Source organism: Chryseobacterium sp. PTM-20240506, assembly GCF_048296755.1.
Lineage (GTDB): Bacteria > Bacteroidota > Bacteroidia > Flavobacteriales > Weeksellaceae > Chryseobacterium > Chryseobacterium proteolyticum.
This window is the reverse complement of record NZ_CP182581.1, coordinates 3470068-3489090: the sequence shown is the minus strand read 5'-3', so window position 1 is coordinate 3489090 and position 19023 is coordinate 3470068. Positions and strand designations below refer to the sequence as shown.

The window sequence follows — 19023 nt, the reverse complement described above, 5'->3', positions numbered from 1 at the left end:
AGGGATAAAAAATAAAAAAACTCAATCCGTTAAAGAATTGAGTTGATCTATTGTTAAAAAAATTTTATAAAGGCTTGTAGATATAATTTATTCCATACCCTTTTGTTACGTAAGTCTGCGGATCGTAATGATAATCTGTACTGAACACTGCCGGAACAGGAATAGGTGTCGTAAGATCCGTTATCGCCATTCTCTTAGGACTGTTTGGAGATAGGATCAAACTTCTCTTATCATTCATTTCTGTAGAAAGGATCACAGATATTTTATAAGCAAAAGGAAGCAATGTATATGCACTTATCTGAGTGTCAAAGTTCGCATAATCATAACCCAGTTTACCTGTTGGTGCGCCAAATACGTCATTACTCATCGGGCCATAATGTCTTACTACTTTACTTACATTATCCCCTAAATAAGTATACCCAGTTCTTGAATAGTTTTTGTAAACAAACGGAACTCCTGAAACATCCTCTCCTGATCTCATGATAATACTGTCAAGCTTGCTTGTTGAAGCTGCATATTTCAAATTATAAAGAGTCTTGGTTTTTCTGAAAAGAGTTTGAGGACCTGGAGGATCTCCCGGAATAACCGGAGGTGTTCTCCTGAACACTGAACGGCTTTCAGATACCTTATCTATTTTTCCCGATACACCATAAGTGAAAATCTGAGAATACGAAACACTATCCTTATCTAATTTTCCATTATTATCTAAATCAAGAAAACCTCTGAAATCAATCTTGCTTACCTTATCTCCGCTATACATAATATCTGTAATAGAAGCACTATCTGTAAGCACACGGGATAAAAGCAGCCCACTGTAATGATACTCTGCAATGGTATCAGCATCCGTAATTTCTCTATACAAAGCTCTAGGCCCTGTCAGTCCGGTATTGTTATGTAAATCAACAAGTGGATTTCCGTCTTCATCAATAAGATCTTTACACGAATGAATGGAAGAAAAACCAGCAAACAGTAAAATAAAATAGAAAAGTTGTTTCATTTCCAAGGGGATTATTTATTTTTTCACAAATATAATTTTTTTTTAAACAAAAAGCATATATTTATTTATATTATAAGAAAACTAACAATCAAATAAGCAGGTTTTCTTGTACTTTAGATATTCTGAAGAGAAAAGTTGGGCAAAAAAACATATTTCACTGTAGACTATATCTTTAGAAGAGCTATTTACTTATAAGTAAGTTGTGCTATAAAACAAAAAAACTAAAAGACCCGCTTTTAGTTTTTTTGTTTTTTTATCGATAAAATTAATGATTAGTAAGGTTGCAGTACCTGAGTAGTAAGTACTGATTGTGCCATATCATCATTTAAATAAGTTGTATTTACAGCTTTTCCTGTTCCTAAAGTTCCGGAGTTCAGGTTTCTTTTAGTACATGCTGCTTTAACGCTATAGTTATTCTGAGGAGTAAGGTTAGTAAGTGTAGCATTAAGATTGAAAATCTTATTTGTACCATCACCTCCAACCAAAACGTCTGTTCTCACAGCCTTAAGCGTATTGTTCACAAAAATTCCGCAAGCATAACTTATTGAAGAATTTGCATTAGCTGTTTTTTGTGTCGTTGTCTGAAAAGTAAACACTACTTTATTCGTTGCATTGGTAATAGAAAAAGTATCAACAGCTCCTGTCAGAACTGTCCAAGTAGCATCCAGTGCCGCATTTTCTGCATAAGGTGATGTAGAACCGTTTGCCCCTGAAAAAGTAGCACCTACTTTATCAGAAACCGTATTGATGGAAAACAAAGCCATACTACCCTGTCCGTCTGCAATCTTTATACTTTTCCAATCGTTACTAACCATATCGGAATTGTTATGAAAAATCTCTCCGGCATTTCCTGCGTTCCCTTTTACGGTATTAGTCCCTCCTGTTCTCAATTCTTTATTTACATTGACATCTCCATTAATATCTAATGTGTTTACAGGTGTTTTAGTATTGATTCCCACTTGAGCTTTAGACAAACCAACACCTAATAATAATGTTATTAAAAATATTTTTTTCATGATTTAATTTAAAATGGTGTTAAAGACTTGAGGGATTTCGTAAACGTCCACTTTAAGAGAAGACTGTGCAATAAAACTGTCAATATTAGTTGCCACATTGATTCCTATTCCTAAAGTAACATTACTCGTATTGTATGACTGTAGTCTTGAACAAGCAACACTTACTGTATGTGTTCCTTTTGTAAGGTTCGAAGCAATTCCGATTTGATTATGTGTCAAAAAGGTATTTGTTGCAGTACTGGCTTTAATATTCCCTTGTCTTAGGTTCACCAATTTATTATCTACAAAGATTCCGCAAGCATAATCAATCGAAGTATCTGTAGCACCATTAGCAGGGAAATTCGTATGAATTACAGTTTCAAACTGAAAATACGTTTTACTATCCGTACTGTATACCTGGAACGGCTGAGATAAAGCATTGATCTTTTTAAAGTTATTAAAAGTGCTGAAGTCGCTCCCTTTTACAAAGCTCGTAGATCGTGTAGATCTTGTAGAAGATTCCTCAGTTCCAGTAAAAGTAACACCTGTTCTATCTGAAAAAGAGTTATTAAAGATCAGGTAAAACTGATTAGGTTCATATTCAGGAATTCTAAGTGTTTTCCAAATCGGAGGATAATTTTCTCCCTGTGAAACCAATATCTGGCCATTTGTCCCCTGGACGAGGCTATTGTCTGTTGTATTTAAAACAACCAGTTTATTACGAAGGTTAATATCTCCGTTTACATCAAGTTTTGCTCTTGGAGTTACTGTTTTTATTCCTATCTGCGCAGAAACAGAAAGCCCGATTGATAAGAATAGAAGCGATAATATATTTTTCATAATTAGTTGGCTTTGTAGGTTACGTATTCAATAATATCAATCTTTAGATCCGATTCTAAAGTAAAGGCATTAGAAACTGTATTGGAATTCGAAATGTTACGTCCAATCGAAAATTGGCTGTTCACATCAGAAGACTCAATTTTTCTACAAGCCACTTCAATTTTCTGAGCACCAAGGGGAACGTTTTGCTCAGTGTAATTCAGTGTAAAAATATAATCCTGAAATCCTCCTTTGTCTGTATTATTTGTAGAAGAGACCTTATCAGGACGAACAGCAACAAGCTTACCTCCTCTGAATACTCCGCATGTAAAGCTTATATTCTGGGAAGTAGTAGCCACGGGAGCTTTCAATTCAATCCCTGTCTGGAATTGGTAAGTAATCCTGTTTTTAGGATTTTTAACTGTAAAATTATTTTCAAGGCCTTCAATCTTCACCCATTTACCCTTGCTGGTATCGGTTATATTATCCCCAACAACATTGGTATAGATCATATCACCTGCCACACCATTAGATAGACTGGTAATTCCTTTTTGATCCAGAGACAAGTACGAGTTAATTAATTTGTACTGTCCTTCTTCCATAAAAGATACGTTGATTGATTTCCATACAGGAGGTAGATTTTCTCCCTGCGAAACTAAAACTTGTCCGTTTAGTCCGGCATTTCCAACTTGAGTAGGAGTACCTCCCACTCTTAATTCTTTTCTTAAGGTGGTTTTCCCGTTTACATCGAGAGTCGAATTTGGTGAATTAGTGTCAATTCCCACCTGCGCGTGAGCATAGACAGAGCAAAGCCCTGCTATGCAGTAATACATAGTTTTTTTCATAATAAGCGGCACAAAGGTACACAATTTTAATATAAAACCCTATAGTTTAATTATTTATACCATAGAAATATGCCTATGTATTAATAGAATTCTTCGTACCGAAAAGTAGAATTATCTTTAAAACAGGGCTATAGCTGCAATATAGACCTCAACAAAATATTTACTTCATCTACATTTTTCACCTTATCTTTTCTCATCATTAAATTATTCCCTTCTTTTCCTATTTTTTCTTTTAATTGAGCCTCCGAAGGATTTTGAGTAAGGTAATTAATAATGTGCCTGAATTTTTCTGTCTGATAAAACTTATCTTGTGGATTACCTGGAAAATACCCTACAAACACACCATTCTTCATAACTATTTTTTCAAATCCAATGTCTGCAGCGAGCCATTTTAAAGACACACTTTTTAAAAGATTAACAGCTTCCTCCGGTAAAGGCCCAAAACGGTCTATCAATTCGGATTCAAATTTCTGAAGATCTTTTTCATTATCAATTTCTGCAATCTTCTGATACAGCAATAACCTCTCTTCTGTATTAGAGATATAGAAATCAGGAAGCATGAGCTCCAGGTCGGTATCTATATTCACTTCCTTTACAGATTTAAAAAGTTTCTGCCTGTCCTCTTCATTGTCAAACAGGTTTTCAAAATCTTCATCATCTTTTAACTCCTCCAAAGCTTCCTGCATCAGCTTCTGGTATGTTTCAAATCCCATTTCATTAATAAATCCACTTTGCTCAGCACCTAACAAATCTCCTGCGCCACGGATTTCCAGATCTTTCATGGCAATCTGGAATCCACTTCCAAGATCTGAAAACTGTTCAATAGCTTCCAATCTCTTTCTCGCATCAGAAGTCATCATATCATAAGGAGGAGTGATCAGATAACAGAAAGCTTTCCTGTTACTTCGTCCAACCCTTCCCCTCATCTGGTGGAGATCTGCCATACCAAACCTTTGAGCATCATTGATAAATATCGTATTGGCATTCGGAACATCTACCCCACTTTCCACAATAGTTGTTGAGACCAGTACATCATATTTGCCCTCCATAAAATCAAGGACATTCCGCTCCAGCTGCTTCCCTTCCATTTGGCCATGACCGGTAATAACCCTGGCGTCCGGAACCAATCTCTGGATGAGTCCCGCAATATCTTTTAAATTTTCAATCCGGTTGTTGATAAAATAGACTTGTCCGTCTCTTTGTAATTCATATGAAACGGCATCACGAAGAATCTCTTCATTAAACCCGATAATCTGAGTATCTACCGGCTGCCTGTTAGGTGGTGGTGTTTTGATGACAGATAAATCTCTTGCAGCCATTAAGGAGAACTGCAAAGTTCTCGGAATAGGTGTCGCCGTCAGTGTAAGTGTATCCACATTGCTTTTAAGCGTTTTCAGCTTATCTTTTACGGAAACTCCGAACTTATGTTCCTCATCAATAATCAACAAGCCTAAATCTTTAAACTTAACACTATTGCTGGCAAGCTGATGCGTTCCTATGATGATATCTACTTTACCATTTTTTAATCCTTCTAAAGCTTCCGATTTTTGTTTTGCTGACCTGAATCTATTGATGTATGAAACATTCACCGGAAAATCTTTCAGTCTTTCCTTAAAGCTTCTGTAATGCTGAAATGCAAGAATTGTCGTTGGAACTAAAACCGCAACCTGTTTACCATCTGTTGCTGCCTTAAACGCAGCCCTTATTGCAACTTCTGTTTTGCCAAAACCTACATCTCCACACACCAGACGATCCATCACAGTACTAGCCTCCATATCCGCCTTCACATCAATCGTTGCTTTTTCCTGATCCGGAGTATCTTCATAAATAAAACTGGCTTCCAATTCATTTTGTAAATAAGAATCCGGGGTATAAGCAAAACCTTGAGCGGTTTTTCTTTGTGCATAAAGTTTGATAAGATCAAAAGCGATCTGCTTTACTTTTGCTTTTGTTTTTTGCTTTAAAGACTTCCATGCCGGAGATCCTAATTTACTCAGAACAACTTCTTTGCCATCAGGCCCGTTATATTTTGATATTTTATGAAGTGAATGAATACTTACGTAAAGTAAATCTCCATTTTTATAGGTAAGTTTAAAACATTCCTGAATTTTCCCATCATTATTAACTTTTACCAATCCCATAAATTTACCGATCCCATGATCGATATGGGCAATATAATCCCCGACTTTAAGAGACATAAGATCCTTGAGGGTAAGCTGCTCAGATTTAGCAAAAGTATTTTTAGCCTTATATCTTTGATAACGGTCAAATATCTGATGATCGGTATACACAGATATTTTATGGTTATTATCAACAAAACCTTCATGAAGTTCAGATTTAAAGCTTTTGAAGATCATTTGATGTTCAAGTTCTTCAAAAATTGACTCCAGTCGTTCTCTTTGTTTTTCTGTTGAAAACGAAATCCAGGTATCGAAACCGTCATTCTGCTTCTCTTCCAGATCCTGAATTAATAATTCAAAATTTTTATGAAAAGAAGGCTGGGAAGTTTGCTCTATACTAATCTCATAAGTGTTAAGCCCTTCAATAGCAACACTGCTGAAATCAATTGTTTTGAACTTCTTGTAATCAAATAAAAACTCCTGATCGGAAATGAACAATTCGTCAGGAGTCCTGTGAGCAATATCTTTACTTAAAGATTCATACTTTTCCAACGACTTCTCATAGAATGATCTTATTTTTTGCAATCCTACCACTCCATTTCTCGAAATCACAAAACTCTCTTTCGGCAGAAGCTGAAGTAAGGAAACCCGGCTGCCAGAAACCGAAAAGTTCATATTTGAAACAAGCTGAAATTCTTTGATCTTATCTACCGACAGCTGCGTTTCAATGTCAAAAGTTTTGATGCTTTCTACCTCGTTACCAAAAAAAGTGATTCTATAAGGCTTTTCATTAGAGTAAGAAAAAACATCTACAATTCCTCCTCTTACTGAAAACTCCCCAGGCTCGGATACAAAATCTGCCTGCTGAAACTGATAATGGGAAAGCAGTTCATCCACAAAATCAAAATCGAGCTGATCTCCTACTTTGATATGATGTGAAATTGCTTTAAAATCTTCTTTTTTCAGAACTTTCTCTGATAAAGCTCCGGCATATGCTACAATTACTTTTGGAGATTTCCCGGAATTTATTTTATTTAAAACCTCTGTTCTTAAAACAAGATTTGCATTCTGAGTTTTTTCAACCTGATAGGGTTCAAGATGAGTGGCAGGAAAATAAAGAACCTTGTCTTTACCCAACAGATCTTCCATTTCCGTATTAGCATAAAGAGCATCTTCCTTATCATCTATAATGTAAAGAATATTCTTCTTTTGGGTCAGGAAAAGCTCTGCCACAAAAACAGAAGTGGAAGATCCTGCATTCCCTTTTACCGAGATGTGTTGATTCGCTTCCAGTTGTGTGAAAATTTCTTTGCCAAATTCTTTTTGTAGTAAATCCGGAAGAAATTTTTCATGAATAGGTTTTAACTGCATAAGTAATAACGGTATAAACGACAAAATCGATTTCGGAAGTTCTCCGAAACCGTTCATTAATTTAGAACAAAGGTAGCTATATTTTTTCCAACCCAATAAAATAGCAAATTATTCAAAAATCAAAATAATCCACCATCGATAATCTAAATAGCATCTTTTTACTAAAAACTCTAATTAAAAGTTAAAAAACTAACCATTTTACTTCATGGCACAGTGTTTGAAAACTTCATTCATACGAATATAACAACACTAAAAATAGTATTATGAAAAAAGCAATTAAAATTCTGGGCATTTTTATGGTGACATTTTTTGCAGCAGTCACTATAGCATCATGTAGCAGGGATGATGATCCTGCAAACAATGATTTCTTCGCAGGCACATACCGTGGAAGCGTATCTTATAACGACGGTGGTTCAACAAATACAAGCACCAATGACGGTAGTGTATTTGTAACCAAAATCGCCAGCGGTACAAAGTATAATTTTCGATTTTCAAACGGCATTCCCGACCTTAATGGAATAGAGTTTGAGCAAAAAGGTGATAATAGTTTAGTTATGATTGGTTCCAGCGCAACCTCTTATATAAGGATTGATAATAATGAATTAAAGATCCTTTATCTTAAAGACGGCAAAACGTGGACAGCCAATTGTACACGATAATAATTATTTTTTTTAACAGGCCTGTTTCTTTTTAGAAACAGGTTTTTTCTTTTAATATCTGCGATCATTTAATCTTTTTTTAATCTGTAATAAACTTTAGTTAAGTTTCTATATACTAGATCTATCTGTACGATTTTTGCATACCTTTACTCAACAAAACCAAAATAATGTAATTCTATGAAAAAATTATTAACCGCAATGTCATTAATCTTAGGATTAGGTCTTGCAACTGCTCAACAAACAACTCCGGCAACTGCAACTAAAACTGTTCAGCAGGCTCCGAAAACTTTGAAAGCTCAGGAAGCGCCAAAAACATTGAAAGCAACTGAAACTAAATCTGCTGCTACTTCAAATGGAATGAAAATGAAAAAGGACGGAACTCCTGATAAAAGATACAAAGCAAACAAACATTTAAAAAAAGACGGCACACCAGATAAAAGGTATAAAGCCAACAAATAAACTCAACATATAGTTGTTATTTTCATAATCAAATTTCGAAGAACCGATGGGGCTATCATCGGTTTTTTTTATTTCATATTCCATAAAAGTATTCTCAGATTATTTAGTTATTTATAAATTTGAACCATGTTAAGCTTCCTAAAGAAAAATATAGCACTGGCCTGGGCAAAAAAACATGTCCAAAAAGCCGAAGAATTCAAAAAGAATGCAGAAAAGGATCAGGAAAAATTGCTTTTATCACTGATTGATACTGCAAAAAAGACTCTTTTTGGAAGAGAACATCAATTCGAAAATATTCAGTCTGTACAAGACTTCCAGAAAAAAGTACCTGTATCCGATTATGAAGATTTAAAGCCTTACATCGAACGGGTAAAAAAAGGACAAGCAAATATCCTTTGGCCTGAAACGCCCCAATATTTTGCCAAAACCTCGGGAACAACTTCTGGATCTAAATACATTCCCATTTCAAAAGAAGGGATGCCCTTTCAGGTAGCAGCAGCTCAAAGTGCATTATTCCATTATATTTCCCAGAAAAAAAACGCTGATTTCGTCAATGGAAAAATGATTTTCCTGCAGGGAAGCCCTGTTCTTGAAGAAGTGTACGGAATAAAGACAGGACGTCTCTCAGGCATTGTAGCCCACCACATTCCTAACTATCTGCAAAAAAATCGTCTCCCAAGCTGGGAAACGAATATCATTGAAGATTGGGAAACCAAGGTTGATAAAATTGTAGAAGAAACAGAGAAAGAAAATATGACCCTGATATCGGGAATTCCGCCATGGCTCATCATGTATTTTGAAAAGCTTACTGAAAAGCATGGTAAAAAGATCAAACAACTTTTTCCAAATCTTCAGCTTATTGTTACCGGAGGAGTAAACTATGAGCCGTATCGTGATAAAATGGAGGATCTTCTGGGCGGACCGGTTGATATCATCCAAACCTTTCCTGCTTCAGAAGGCTTTTTTGCGTTTCAGGATAGCTATACCAAAGAAGGACTACTCCTTCTTACCCATCATGGTATTTTTTATGAATTCATTCCGTTAGAGGAATACGGGAAACCGGATGCCCGAAGATTAACACTAAAGGATATTGAACTAAATAAGGATTATGCTTTGATATTAACAACCAATTCCGGACTTTGGGCTTACTCTATCGGGGATGTTGTGCGATTTATCAGCAAAAATCCTCACCGGATCTTAGTAAGTGGGCGAACAAAACATTTTACATCCGCTTTTGGAGAACATGTCATAGCTTACGAAGTAGAGGAAGCCATCAAAGCCACTTTAGAAAAGTTTCCCGCTCAGATTACAGAGTTCCATCTGGCTCCGCAGGTAACTCCCATTGACGGACTCCCATATCATGAATGGTTGATCGAATTCGAAAAAGAACCTGTAAACCTTCAACTTTTCAAGGATGAACTGGATAATCAGCTACGCAAACGTAACACCTACTATGATGATCTTATTTCAGGAAACATCTTGCAAAAGCTGCACATTACGCTTCTGAAAAAAAATGCATTTCAGGAATATGCAAAATCTCAGGGCAAACTGGGAGGACAAAATAAAATACCAAGATTGGCAAATGACAGAAAAATTGCTGATTTATTGGAAATTTACAAATTATAATTACATTTTTTCAATTCCAAAAACAAATATTCAAAAAAAATTATAAATTTGAAAAACTAAATAAAAATAATGAAAGCATCTGTACTTTTAAAATCATCTTTACTTACCTCTTTATTTTTAATCTCTTCATGTGCTACTACAAAGTACAGTGAAGATATTTCAAAAAATAATTATTCTAATCTGGAAGCGGGAAGAATATACATTGTCACTATGAAAGACGGTTCTAAAAAACAAAAAATGTTATTCCGTAATATCCAGGGTGATAATATCGTAGGAACAGCAGGTAAAAAAGACAGTACAGAAGTAATTATTCCAAAATCCAATGTTGCTGCCGTAAAAGACAGATCAAGAGCAAGGGTAACAGGAGGAGCAGTGCTTATCGGTGCAGCCGCGGCTGCGGCCATCGTAGTGAGTGCTTCAAGGGCAGACTAAATAGATTTTATCTTTCAAAATACATTTGATTTATCATTTGAAAAATCAACTTCTCAGTAGCTCTAAATAAATATTTAGAGCTACTTTTGCGTATGATTTCCTTTACTCCCTTAAAAACCTTAGAAAATATTGAATTCAGAAATCTACTTACCGGAAGATTTTTCATTGTTTTAGCCTTCAGAATGCTTGCCACTTTATTGGGGTGGTGGGTGTACCAGTTAACAAAAGATCCTTTCTCAATAGGATTAATTGGTCTTTCGGAAGTAATTCCGGCTGTCAGTTGCGCACTATATGCAGGACACGTAATTGATATGAATGAAAAAAAGCGACTCTTGCTCATTTGCAACTATGCTTATATTTTTCTCATCGGGCTCCTGCTTATTCCAGCTTTTTTCAATGTTGAAATGCATTTTAGCGGGCATCAGATCACCTATTTTATTTATAGTGTGATTTTTTTTACGGGAATTGCAAGAGCGTTTATTGGTCCCATCGTTCCCTCGATGATTCCTAAGATTGTAAAAAAGGAGAATCTTCCTCATGCTGTCACCCTTAATCAAGCTACATTTCTAATATCTTCTGTTTGTGGTCACGCCATAGGAGGTTTCCTTATTGGTTTTTTTGGCGTAAAATGGACTCTTGTGGTTATCATCCTGCTCATTTTTATCGCCTCGTTATTTTTCTGGCAATTGAAAAAACAATTTTCTGAATATAAAAAAGGGAATATTAATGTTGTGGAAAGTATGAGGGAAGGTATTTCGTATATTTTCAAAACTAAAGAAATCTTAGGAGCATTATGTCTGGATATGTTCGCCGTACTGTTTGGAGGTGCCGTAGCCATGATCCCGGTTTATGCTACCGACATATTAAAGGTGGGAGCTGAAGGTTTCGGGCTTCTTAATGCAGCCTCAGATATTGGCTCCATGTGCATCATCACCATTCTCTCCATTGTTCCACTGAGAAAAAATCAGGGAAAAATATTACTTGGTGTGGTTACCGGATTCGGGCTTTGTATTATAGGATTCGGACTCTCTCATATATACTGGTTATCATTTATGTTTTTAGTGATGAGTGGAATGCTGGATGGTATTTCCGTTGTAATTCGTGGAACCATTGTACAATTGAAAACACCTGATCATATAAGGGGACGTGTACTCAGTGTTAATTCAATTTTTATCATGTCCAGCAATGAAATGGGACAATTTGAAAGTGGGTTATCTGCAAAACTACTGGGCGTGGTCCGTTCGGTAGTATTCGGAGGAAGTATGACGGTTCTTATTGCCTTACTTGTCGGAAGTACGAATCCTAAGCTACGAAAAATGCAATATTAAACACATATTCCACGTTATATTAAATAAAACTTAAAAACATTAATTAAAATTTAATAATTTTTTATATTTGTCGTATAAAATCCCCCCTTATGAAAAAATTTCTACTAATTTCAGGCTTCTTCTTGGCTGGCTTTTGGGTAAACGCCCAAACCTACTCAGAAAAAGACTTCCAACAATCTATATCACAAGTAAATACAGCTAAAACAAAAGCCGACTACGACAACCTTTTCCAAAAATTTTCCAAATTCACAGGATACAAAAAGAATGACAGATGGCAAGCTTATTATTATGCCGCAGTTTCTATGTATCTTAAAACAGAGATTCAGCTAAATCAAACCATGCATGAAGATCTTCCGGGCGCTAACGCTCTCGCCAGAAAATTTGCAAAAGGGGCATTTAATGCTCAGCAGGACAATGCCGAAGCTAATATTCTGTTAGGATTGCTATATTTCCAGAAAATGCAGGTGAGTCCATCAGGTGACACACAAAAGGATATGGAAATTGTTTCTCAGGCAGTCGCAAAAGCTGAGGCTACCTCTCCAAACAATCCAAGGCTTGCCATTCTAAAGGCAAGAATAAAAGAAAAATCAGGAAATCAAGCTGACGCTGATGTACTACTTCAAAAAGCAAAAAACGGATTTGACAGTAAAACTTCTATGGGCAGTGCTGCACCAACATGGGGCAGACAGTTAATTTCAAATAAATAAGAATTAAAATTTTAAACTGATCAAAATGAAAAAAGTTCTACTTATTTTTCTGATAATTATATCTCAGATAAGTTTTGCCCAATCCAGCTCTGACTGTGGTGGAAATGTGCAGGTTTGCGGAAACACACCTATTTCTTTCACCCCTACAGGACCTGGAGACATCCACGAAGTACTGGGAGACTGTCTAAGCATGGAACATTATTCCATCTGGTATACTTTTACGGTTGCCACATCAGGAACATTGACATTTAATATCGATCCAAACGTTTTCGCTGACGATTACGACTGGGCTGTGTATGGCCCGAATGTTACTTGTGCAAATCTTGGGTTTCCCATAAGATGTAACTATTCCGGCGCCGATGGCCCTACCGGTTTAAATATGACCGCAACCGGAACATCAGAAAATGGAGGAGGCCCGCCATTCTGTTCTTACATGAATGTTGTAGCTGGCCAGACCTATTATATGGTTGTTGATAATTTCTTATCCACTGCAAATGGTTTCGTATTAACATGGGGAGGAACTGCAACTTTGGTTTCCCCTTTCAACAATGCTTTCCAACCTTATCCTTTTATGGAGCCAGGAAGCGCAGGGCCAACACCTAATGATCCGAGAGAGGTTATTATCTGTTCAAATCCGGCAGTTTTTAATTTTAATTCATTATCTGCAGGAATTATAAACAATAACCCAAACTTCATAGTAACTTATTATACTAACGCAAACGATGCAATTACAGGTAATAATCCGATAACAACGCCTATAACCGTCAACACTACTGATATTTATTATTACGCCATTAGTTATTCCGATCCAAATGCCCCTTCAGGTGCTATCAACAGGTGTAGGATTCCGGGTAAATTCAAATTTATACAAAGAGCTATCACAGCGACTGATGTCACATTAACAGAATGTAATAACAACAATACGGGTACTGCTATATTCGACCTGACTACTGCTGCTGTAATTGCCGACCCAACCGTGACAAAAAAATACTATCCTACCCTTACAGATCTTAATGCAGGAACCAATGAGATCACGAATCCATATCAGTATAATTCTGCAGGAGGTAATGTTTTCGTTCTGGTAACTTCACAATTCGGATGTACCACTACTGCAAAAATCACCTTAGCATTCCATCCTGTAGTCGTGGTAAATGAGGCTACCCTTAGATCTTGTTTCATTGAATCGAATCCTTCAACGGCTTCTTTCAATCTTACAGCTGCTTCAGTAACAACACAGCCGGGTATTACTAAAAAGTATTACCCATCCATGACAGACGCTGTTAACGGAACCAACGAAATCACTACGCCATCTCCGTACATTGCACCGAATGGTGTGGTTTATATCAAAGTGACCAATGCAAATAATTGTTATACTGTTGCAAAAGTAAATCTGATCGTATTACCTCCAGTAAAATCTACAGTCCTTGCAGATAAAATAATCTGTATGGAAGATACAACTACACTAGATGCAGGACCTGGATTTGACGGGTATTTATGGAGCACAGGTGCTACGACACAAACCATCAGTAATGTAACTGTTGGTACTTATTCAGTACAATTGAAAACCGGGGAATGTACTACCAACCAAACTGTAACAGTTTATGCATCTGAGCAACCTGTTATATCCAATGTTGATATAGCAACAAATACGATTACTGTAAATGTAATCGGAGGTACTCCGCCATATAAATATTCATTGGATAACATCAACTGGCAAGATTCTAATGTATTCAATAATATACCAAGAGGAGATAATCATATTTATGTTAAAGATTCTTATGATTGTGAACCGATTGACATCAATGTGGTTGTTCCTAATTTAGTCAATGTGATCACTCCTAATAATGATGGTGTGAATGATGTGATTGATTATTCTGCACTGGCAGGAAAGCAAAACCTGATATTAAGTATTTATGACAGATACGGTGCAAAAATATTCCAGGCTGACAAAACGAATGGTTACAAATGGGATGGTACTACCAACGGAAGCAAAAAAGTTTCAACAGGAACTTACTGGTATTCTGTGACATGGAACGAAAATGATAAGAAAAATACACCTATCAAATTCTCCAGTTGGATTATGGTAAAAAACAGAGAATAGTCATATTTTTTGATAAAAACCGCTTAAAAAAGCGGTTTTTATTAATTCGAGCGAACTATAATCCAATTATCTTGTTATTTTCGCTATTTTTGTTACATTAAATTCATTTTAAAATGAGAAAATTCTTACTTCTTTTTATTTTATTTACTTATCAAATATATTTTTCACAGTCGGACTGTATCACTGCAATTCCCGTATGTGGAAATTCTGATATTTCCTACACCCCTAGTGGTCATGGTAATATTCAGGAAGACTTAATGGGATGTTTGGCCACTGACGAGCATTATAGTGTTTGGTATTCTTTTACCATAGCCACTTCAGGAACTTTAACATTCCTTATTACTCCTAATCAGTATTCTGATGACTATGACTTTGGTGTTTATGGTCCTAATCAAACATGTGGCGCTTTAAGCCCACCAATCAGATGTAATTATTCTCCTGCAGACGGACCAACTGGTTTAAGTCTCACACTTACCGGCACAAACACTGATGAGGCTATGAGTGCATATATGGACGTAGTTGCCGGAGAAACTTATTATTTGATTGTTGATAATTACTCACACACAGCACATGGTTTTTCCATGACATGGGGTGGAACAGCTACTTTAACTTCAGCATTTAATGATCCGGCAGTAACACCGAATCCATTTATTACACCTGGGGTACCTGGTCCTACTCCGGATTCTCCAAATGAAATCCTGAAGTGTGCTTTGCCAACTTCATTTGACTTCAACTCATTAACAACAGGGATTCTAAATGGAAATGCAAATTTTACCGTTACTTATCATGATAATGTAAATGATGCGATAACGGGATCAAACCCATTACCAAGCCCTACGATGGTAGATGCTACAACGATCTACTACTACCGATTAAAATATACAGATCCGAATAACCCTAACAATCCGATTAACGGCTGTTTCCAGACAGGGAAATTTAAATTCAGGCAGGGAAATATTGTAGCAAGTGACGATACCATTTATGCTTGTAATAATAATGGTGCGGGGACAGGAACATTCAACCTGACGTTGGCCAATACATATTCTGGCACCGCGACAAAAAAATATTATCCTACATTGAACGATTTAAATGCAGGAACCAACCAGATTATGAATCCTGCCGCTTACGTTTCAGGAGAAAAAACAGTATATGTAAAAGTAACAACGCCTGAAAACTGTTCAGACGACTCGGCAATCACCTTGAAATTCTTTCCGGTAGTAGTGGTTAATGATGCAGAAATTGAATCCTGCTATATTGACACCAATATTACAACAGCAAAATTTGACTTAACAACAGCTAACGTATCAAGCCAGACACCCATCACGAAGAAATTTTATGCAACCATGGCCGATGCAGTAAGCGGAACCAATCCAATTGCTAATCCTACGGCTTATGTTTCTGCCAATGGAAATGTTTATGTAAGGGTATTCAGCGCAAATATGTGTTATGCTATTGCTAAAATCACCCTTAAAGTTCTTCCTCCGGTAAAATCGGCGGTTTTAAAAGACATTACTATTTGCCCTGAAGATACTACAACATTGGATGCGGGGCCTGGTTTTGACGGATATGAGTGGAGCACAGGAGCAACAACACAATCTATCCAAAACGTTGCGATAGGAAGTTATTGGGTAAAACTTAAAACAGGAATTTGCTATACAGTACAGCAAGTAAGTGTAAAGGCTTCCCAACAACCAGTGATCAGCAGTGTAGACATTACAAACAATACAATTACTGTAAATGTTTCAGGAGGAACACCACCATACAAATATTCACTGGATGGTACCAACTGGCAGGATTCTAACGTATTTACCGGACTTCCTAGAGGGGAAAACAAAATATATGTAGTGGATTCTTTTGATTGTACTCCGATTGATATTCAAGTGACAGTTCCTAATTTAATTAATGCCATCACACCTAACGGAGATAATGTAAATGATTACGTAGATTACTCTGAGCTTGGATACAAGAAAAATTTAGTATTCATCGTTTATGACCGATATGGAAATAAATTGTACGAAGCTGACAAACTGAGAGGCTACAAATGGGATGGAACTACCGGCGGTAAAAAAGTGATTACCGGAACATATTGGTACACCATTTCTTGGAATGAAAATGATAAAAACAATACTCAAACGAATTATAGCGGATGGATATTGGTAAAAAATAGAGAATAATTGAAATTATAAATAGGATTTAAAAAATCACCTCAAAATTGAGGTGATTTTTTTATTAACATTGCTTATCTTTTATTGGTGGTATTTTAATAACCCTTAAGAATAATTTGTTGATTACTATTTTTTAATTTTTTTTTAAATAAACTATCTTTGCACAATGGCGCAGAAAGAAACATTATCATCTCTTACGCATGGAAATTTTGCGAAAGAATTGTCAATTGCAGATGGAAAAATGCCTCCTAATGCAGTGGATTTTGAAAGATTGATTATAGGAACTTTTTTAATTGATAAAAAAGGTCTTGACCATTCCATCGACCTTCTTACCCCGGAGGTATTTTATGATCCCAGACATCAGGTGATATTTGCTACCATTTTGAAATTATATGAAGCCAACCATCCGGTTGACTTAATGACTATTATACAAGACTTAAAAAAGGAAGACAAATTAAATTCAGCAGGAGGGGATCATTATATTATTGATCTCACCATGGGAGTAAGCTCCTCAGCTCACATAGAATATCACGTTCGTGTTATCCTAGAAAAATATATTTTGAGAAGTCTGATTAATGTTTCAGCAAACGTTATAGACTCTTCATATAAAGAATCCACGGATGTTTTTGAGCTGCTGGATAAAGCAGAACAATCTTTTTTTGAAATCACCAACGGGACCATCAAAAAAGGCTTTGATACTGCAAATTCTTTAGTAAAGCAGGCTATCGATACAATTAAATCCCTGAAAGACAAAGAAGGACTTTCCGGAGTACCCTCAGGATTTAGGGATGTGGATAAAGAAACCGGAGGCTGGCAAAATTCCGACCTTATTATTATCGCGGCTCGTCCTGCGATGGGAAAAACAGCATTCCTTCTCTCCATGGCTCGAAATATTGCGGTAGGATATAAAATCCCAATGGTGCTGTTCTCTCTCGAGATGGCATCTGTTCAGCTTATTACAAGGATGATTGCTTCTGAAACCAGAATTTCTTCTGAAAAATTAAGAAAGGGAACCTTAGATGATGAAGAATGGCAAAGATTGTTTTCCAATGTATCCGAACTGGAAAACGCTCCGCTTTTCATTGACGAAACTCCATCACTTTCTATATTCGATTTCCGGGCAAAATGCCGGAGACTTGTAATGCAGCATGGTGTAAAGCTTATCATGGTCGACTACCTTCAGCTTATGACCGCAGGAGGAGGTGGAAAAGGGACAGGAAACCGTGAACAGGAAATCTCTATGATCTCGCGTTCATTAAAAGCAATTGCAAAAGAACTCAATGTTCCTGTTATTGCACTTTCCCAGCTTTCAAGAAGTGTGGAAACACGTCCGGGGAAAAGACCTCAGCTCTCAGATCTTAGAGAATCGGGAGCGATTGAGCAAGATGCTGATATCGTATCTTTCATCTTCAGACCTGAATATTATAAGATCACGGTTTGGGATAATGATGAAGAAGGCCAGGAAACTTCGACTGAAAATCAGGCTGAGCTTATTATTGCAAAACACAGGAACGGTGCTACTGCCGATGTACGATTATCTTTCCTTAAACATTTTGCAAAATTCGGAGATATCGAAGCAGCAACGGGTGGAAACCCAGGTTATCCCTCAGGTTTTAATTCGAATGAACCTAGTGGTTTTGATAAGATAAAAACAACCATTCAGCCGGGGGCAGCATTTGATCTTCCGGACAACTCCCAGTTGTCAGGATCTTCGATGAATGATTTTGATGATGATGACGACTTCCCTTTTTAATGATGTTGAACTGATAAGAAAAGACAATTTCTGAAATTTTGAGAATTGAGATTTATACAGACGGAGCATGCAGTGGAAATCCCGGAAAAGGAGGTTATGGAATTCTCATGCGTGTTCCGGAAAAGAATTATCAAAAAACATTTTCTAAAGGATTCCGTAAAACAACGAATAACAGGATGGAGCTTCTGGCAGTAATTACGGCTCTGGAAAAGCTAAAGTCAACAGAAAACGATATCCATATTTTTACAGACAGCAAATATGTAGCAGACGCGATCAACCAAAACTGGATTTCCGGCTGGATAAAAAGAGGGTGGAAAAATGTGAAGAATCCCGATCTCTGGAAAAGGTTTGTTATTCTTTACAATCAATATACTCCTAAAATGCATTGGATCAAAGGGCATGCCGGTCATTTTGAAAATGAGCTGTGTGATAAGCTGGCGGTTGCAGCTGCAGCTTCTTCTGATTTAGAAATAGACACCTATTTTGAGAATATTGAAAACAATTCTCTATTTTAACGAATAAGAATCAAAAAGCACCCCATTATCAAATTCAATTATTCTGTTAAATAATTTAGTTATTTTACTATCCAAATTAACTTTTATTAAAAAATCATTAATATTTTCTGCAAAATTAACACTGAACACAT

15 protein-coding genes are annotated in these 19023 nt (G+C 36.5%); 10 read left to right on the top strand and 5 right to left on the bottom strand.

Annotated features, from left to right (window positions below; genetic code table 11):
• Positions 1–64 precede the first annotated feature (64 nt).
• From ACNFU2_RS15530 to mfd, 5 genes are all read right to left on the bottom strand, one after another.
• Positions 65–997: a hypothetical protein gene (locus tag ACNFU2_RS15530; RefSeq protein WP_172282292.1), complete on the bottom strand. Its 933-nt coding sequence runs from the start codon at positions 995–997 to the stop codon at positions 65–67.
• A 272-nt stretch (positions 998–1269) separates the two neighbouring features.
• Positions 1270–2013, bottom strand: a complete 744-nt coding sequence (locus ACNFU2_RS15525; RefSeq protein ID WP_273650460.1) for a hypothetical protein — start codon at positions 2011–2013, stop codon at positions 1270–1272.
• Positions 2014–2016: 3 nt separating this feature from the next.
• Positions 2017–2832, bottom strand: coding sequence for a hypothetical protein (locus ACNFU2_RS15520; RefSeq protein WP_273650459.1), 816 nt, complete (start codon positions 2830–2832; stop codon positions 2017–2019).
• Between the two features lie 2 nt (positions 2833–2834).
• Positions 2835–3644 carry a hypothetical protein gene (locus ACNFU2_RS15515; RefSeq protein ID WP_228457018.1) on the bottom strand — a complete coding sequence of 270 codons (810 nt, stop codon included), beginning with the start codon at positions 3642–3644 and terminating at the stop codon, positions 2835–2837.
• Positions 3645–3784: 140 nt separating this feature from the next.
• Complete coding sequence (gene mfd / locus ACNFU2_RS15510) at positions 3785–7147, bottom strand: transcription-repair coupling factor (RefSeq protein WP_418124910.1); 3363 nt, start codon at positions 7145–7147, stop codon at positions 3785–3787.
• Between the two features lie 296 nt (positions 7148–7443).
• On the opposite strand from mfd, the gene ACNFU2_RS15505 reads away from it, so the two are divergent.
• The 10 genes from ACNFU2_RS15505 to rnhA all read left to right on the top strand — a co-directional run bounded on the left by ACNFU2_RS15505 (position 7444) and on the right by rnhA (position 18892).
• Positions 7444–7806, top strand: a complete 363-nt coding sequence (locus ACNFU2_RS15505; RefSeq protein WP_306613424.1) for a hypothetical protein — start codon at positions 7444–7446, stop codon at positions 7804–7806.
• A gap of 177 nt (positions 7807–7983) precedes the next feature.
• Entirely contained in the window at positions 7984–8265 is a 282-nt protein-coding gene (locus ACNFU2_RS15500) for a hypothetical protein (protein WP_273650457.1), read from the top strand.
• A gap of 126 nt (positions 8266–8391) precedes the next feature.
• The gene (locus ACNFU2_RS15495; RefSeq protein ID WP_172282282.1) at positions 8392–9891 is read left to right on the top strand and encodes a GH3 auxin-responsive promoter family protein; all 1500 of its coding nucleotides are present in this window, start codon (positions 8392–8394) and stop codon (positions 9889–9891) included.
• 69 nt (positions 9892–9960) lie between these two features.
• Positions 9961–10323 carry a hypothetical protein gene (locus ACNFU2_RS15490; protein WP_172282280.1) on the top strand — a complete coding sequence of 121 codons (363 nt, stop codon included), beginning with the start codon at positions 9961–9963 and terminating at the stop codon, positions 10321–10323.
• Between the two features lie 92 nt (positions 10324–10415).
• Positions 10416–11651 (top strand): MFS transporter, encoded by a 1236-nt coding sequence (locus ACNFU2_RS15485; protein ID WP_273650456.1) that lies wholly within the window; start codon positions 10416–10418, stop codon positions 11649–11651.
• A gap of 89 nt (positions 11652–11740) precedes the next feature.
• A complete protein-coding gene (locus tag ACNFU2_RS15480; protein ID WP_273650455.1) occupies positions 11741–12358 on the top strand; it encodes a hypothetical protein in 618 nt (205 codons plus the stop codon).
• A gap of 25 nt (positions 12359–12383) precedes the next feature.
• Positions 12384–14459 (top strand): gliding motility-associated C-terminal domain-containing protein, encoded by a 2076-nt coding sequence (locus ACNFU2_RS15475; RefSeq protein WP_172282275.1) that lies wholly within the window; start codon positions 12384–12386, stop codon positions 14457–14459.
• Positions 14460–14572: 113 nt separating this feature from the next.
• Positions 14573–16633 carry a gliding motility-associated C-terminal domain-containing protein gene (locus tag ACNFU2_RS15470; RefSeq protein ID WP_418122228.1) on the top strand — a complete coding sequence of 687 codons (2061 nt, stop codon included), beginning with the start codon at positions 14573–14575 and terminating at the stop codon, positions 16631–16633.
• Between the two features lie 157 nt (positions 16634–16790).
• Positions 16791–18377, top strand: coding sequence for a replicative DNA helicase (gene dnaB, locus ACNFU2_RS15465; RefSeq protein ID WP_273650453.1), 1587 nt, complete (start codon positions 16791–16793; stop codon positions 18375–18377).
• A 38-nt stretch (positions 18378–18415) separates the two neighbouring features.
• The gene (gene rnhA, locus ACNFU2_RS15460) at positions 18416–18892 is read left to right on the top strand and encodes a ribonuclease HI (protein ID WP_273650452.1); all 477 of its coding nucleotides are present in this window, start codon (positions 18416–18418) and stop codon (positions 18890–18892) included.
• Positions 18893–19023 lie beyond the last annotated feature (131 nt).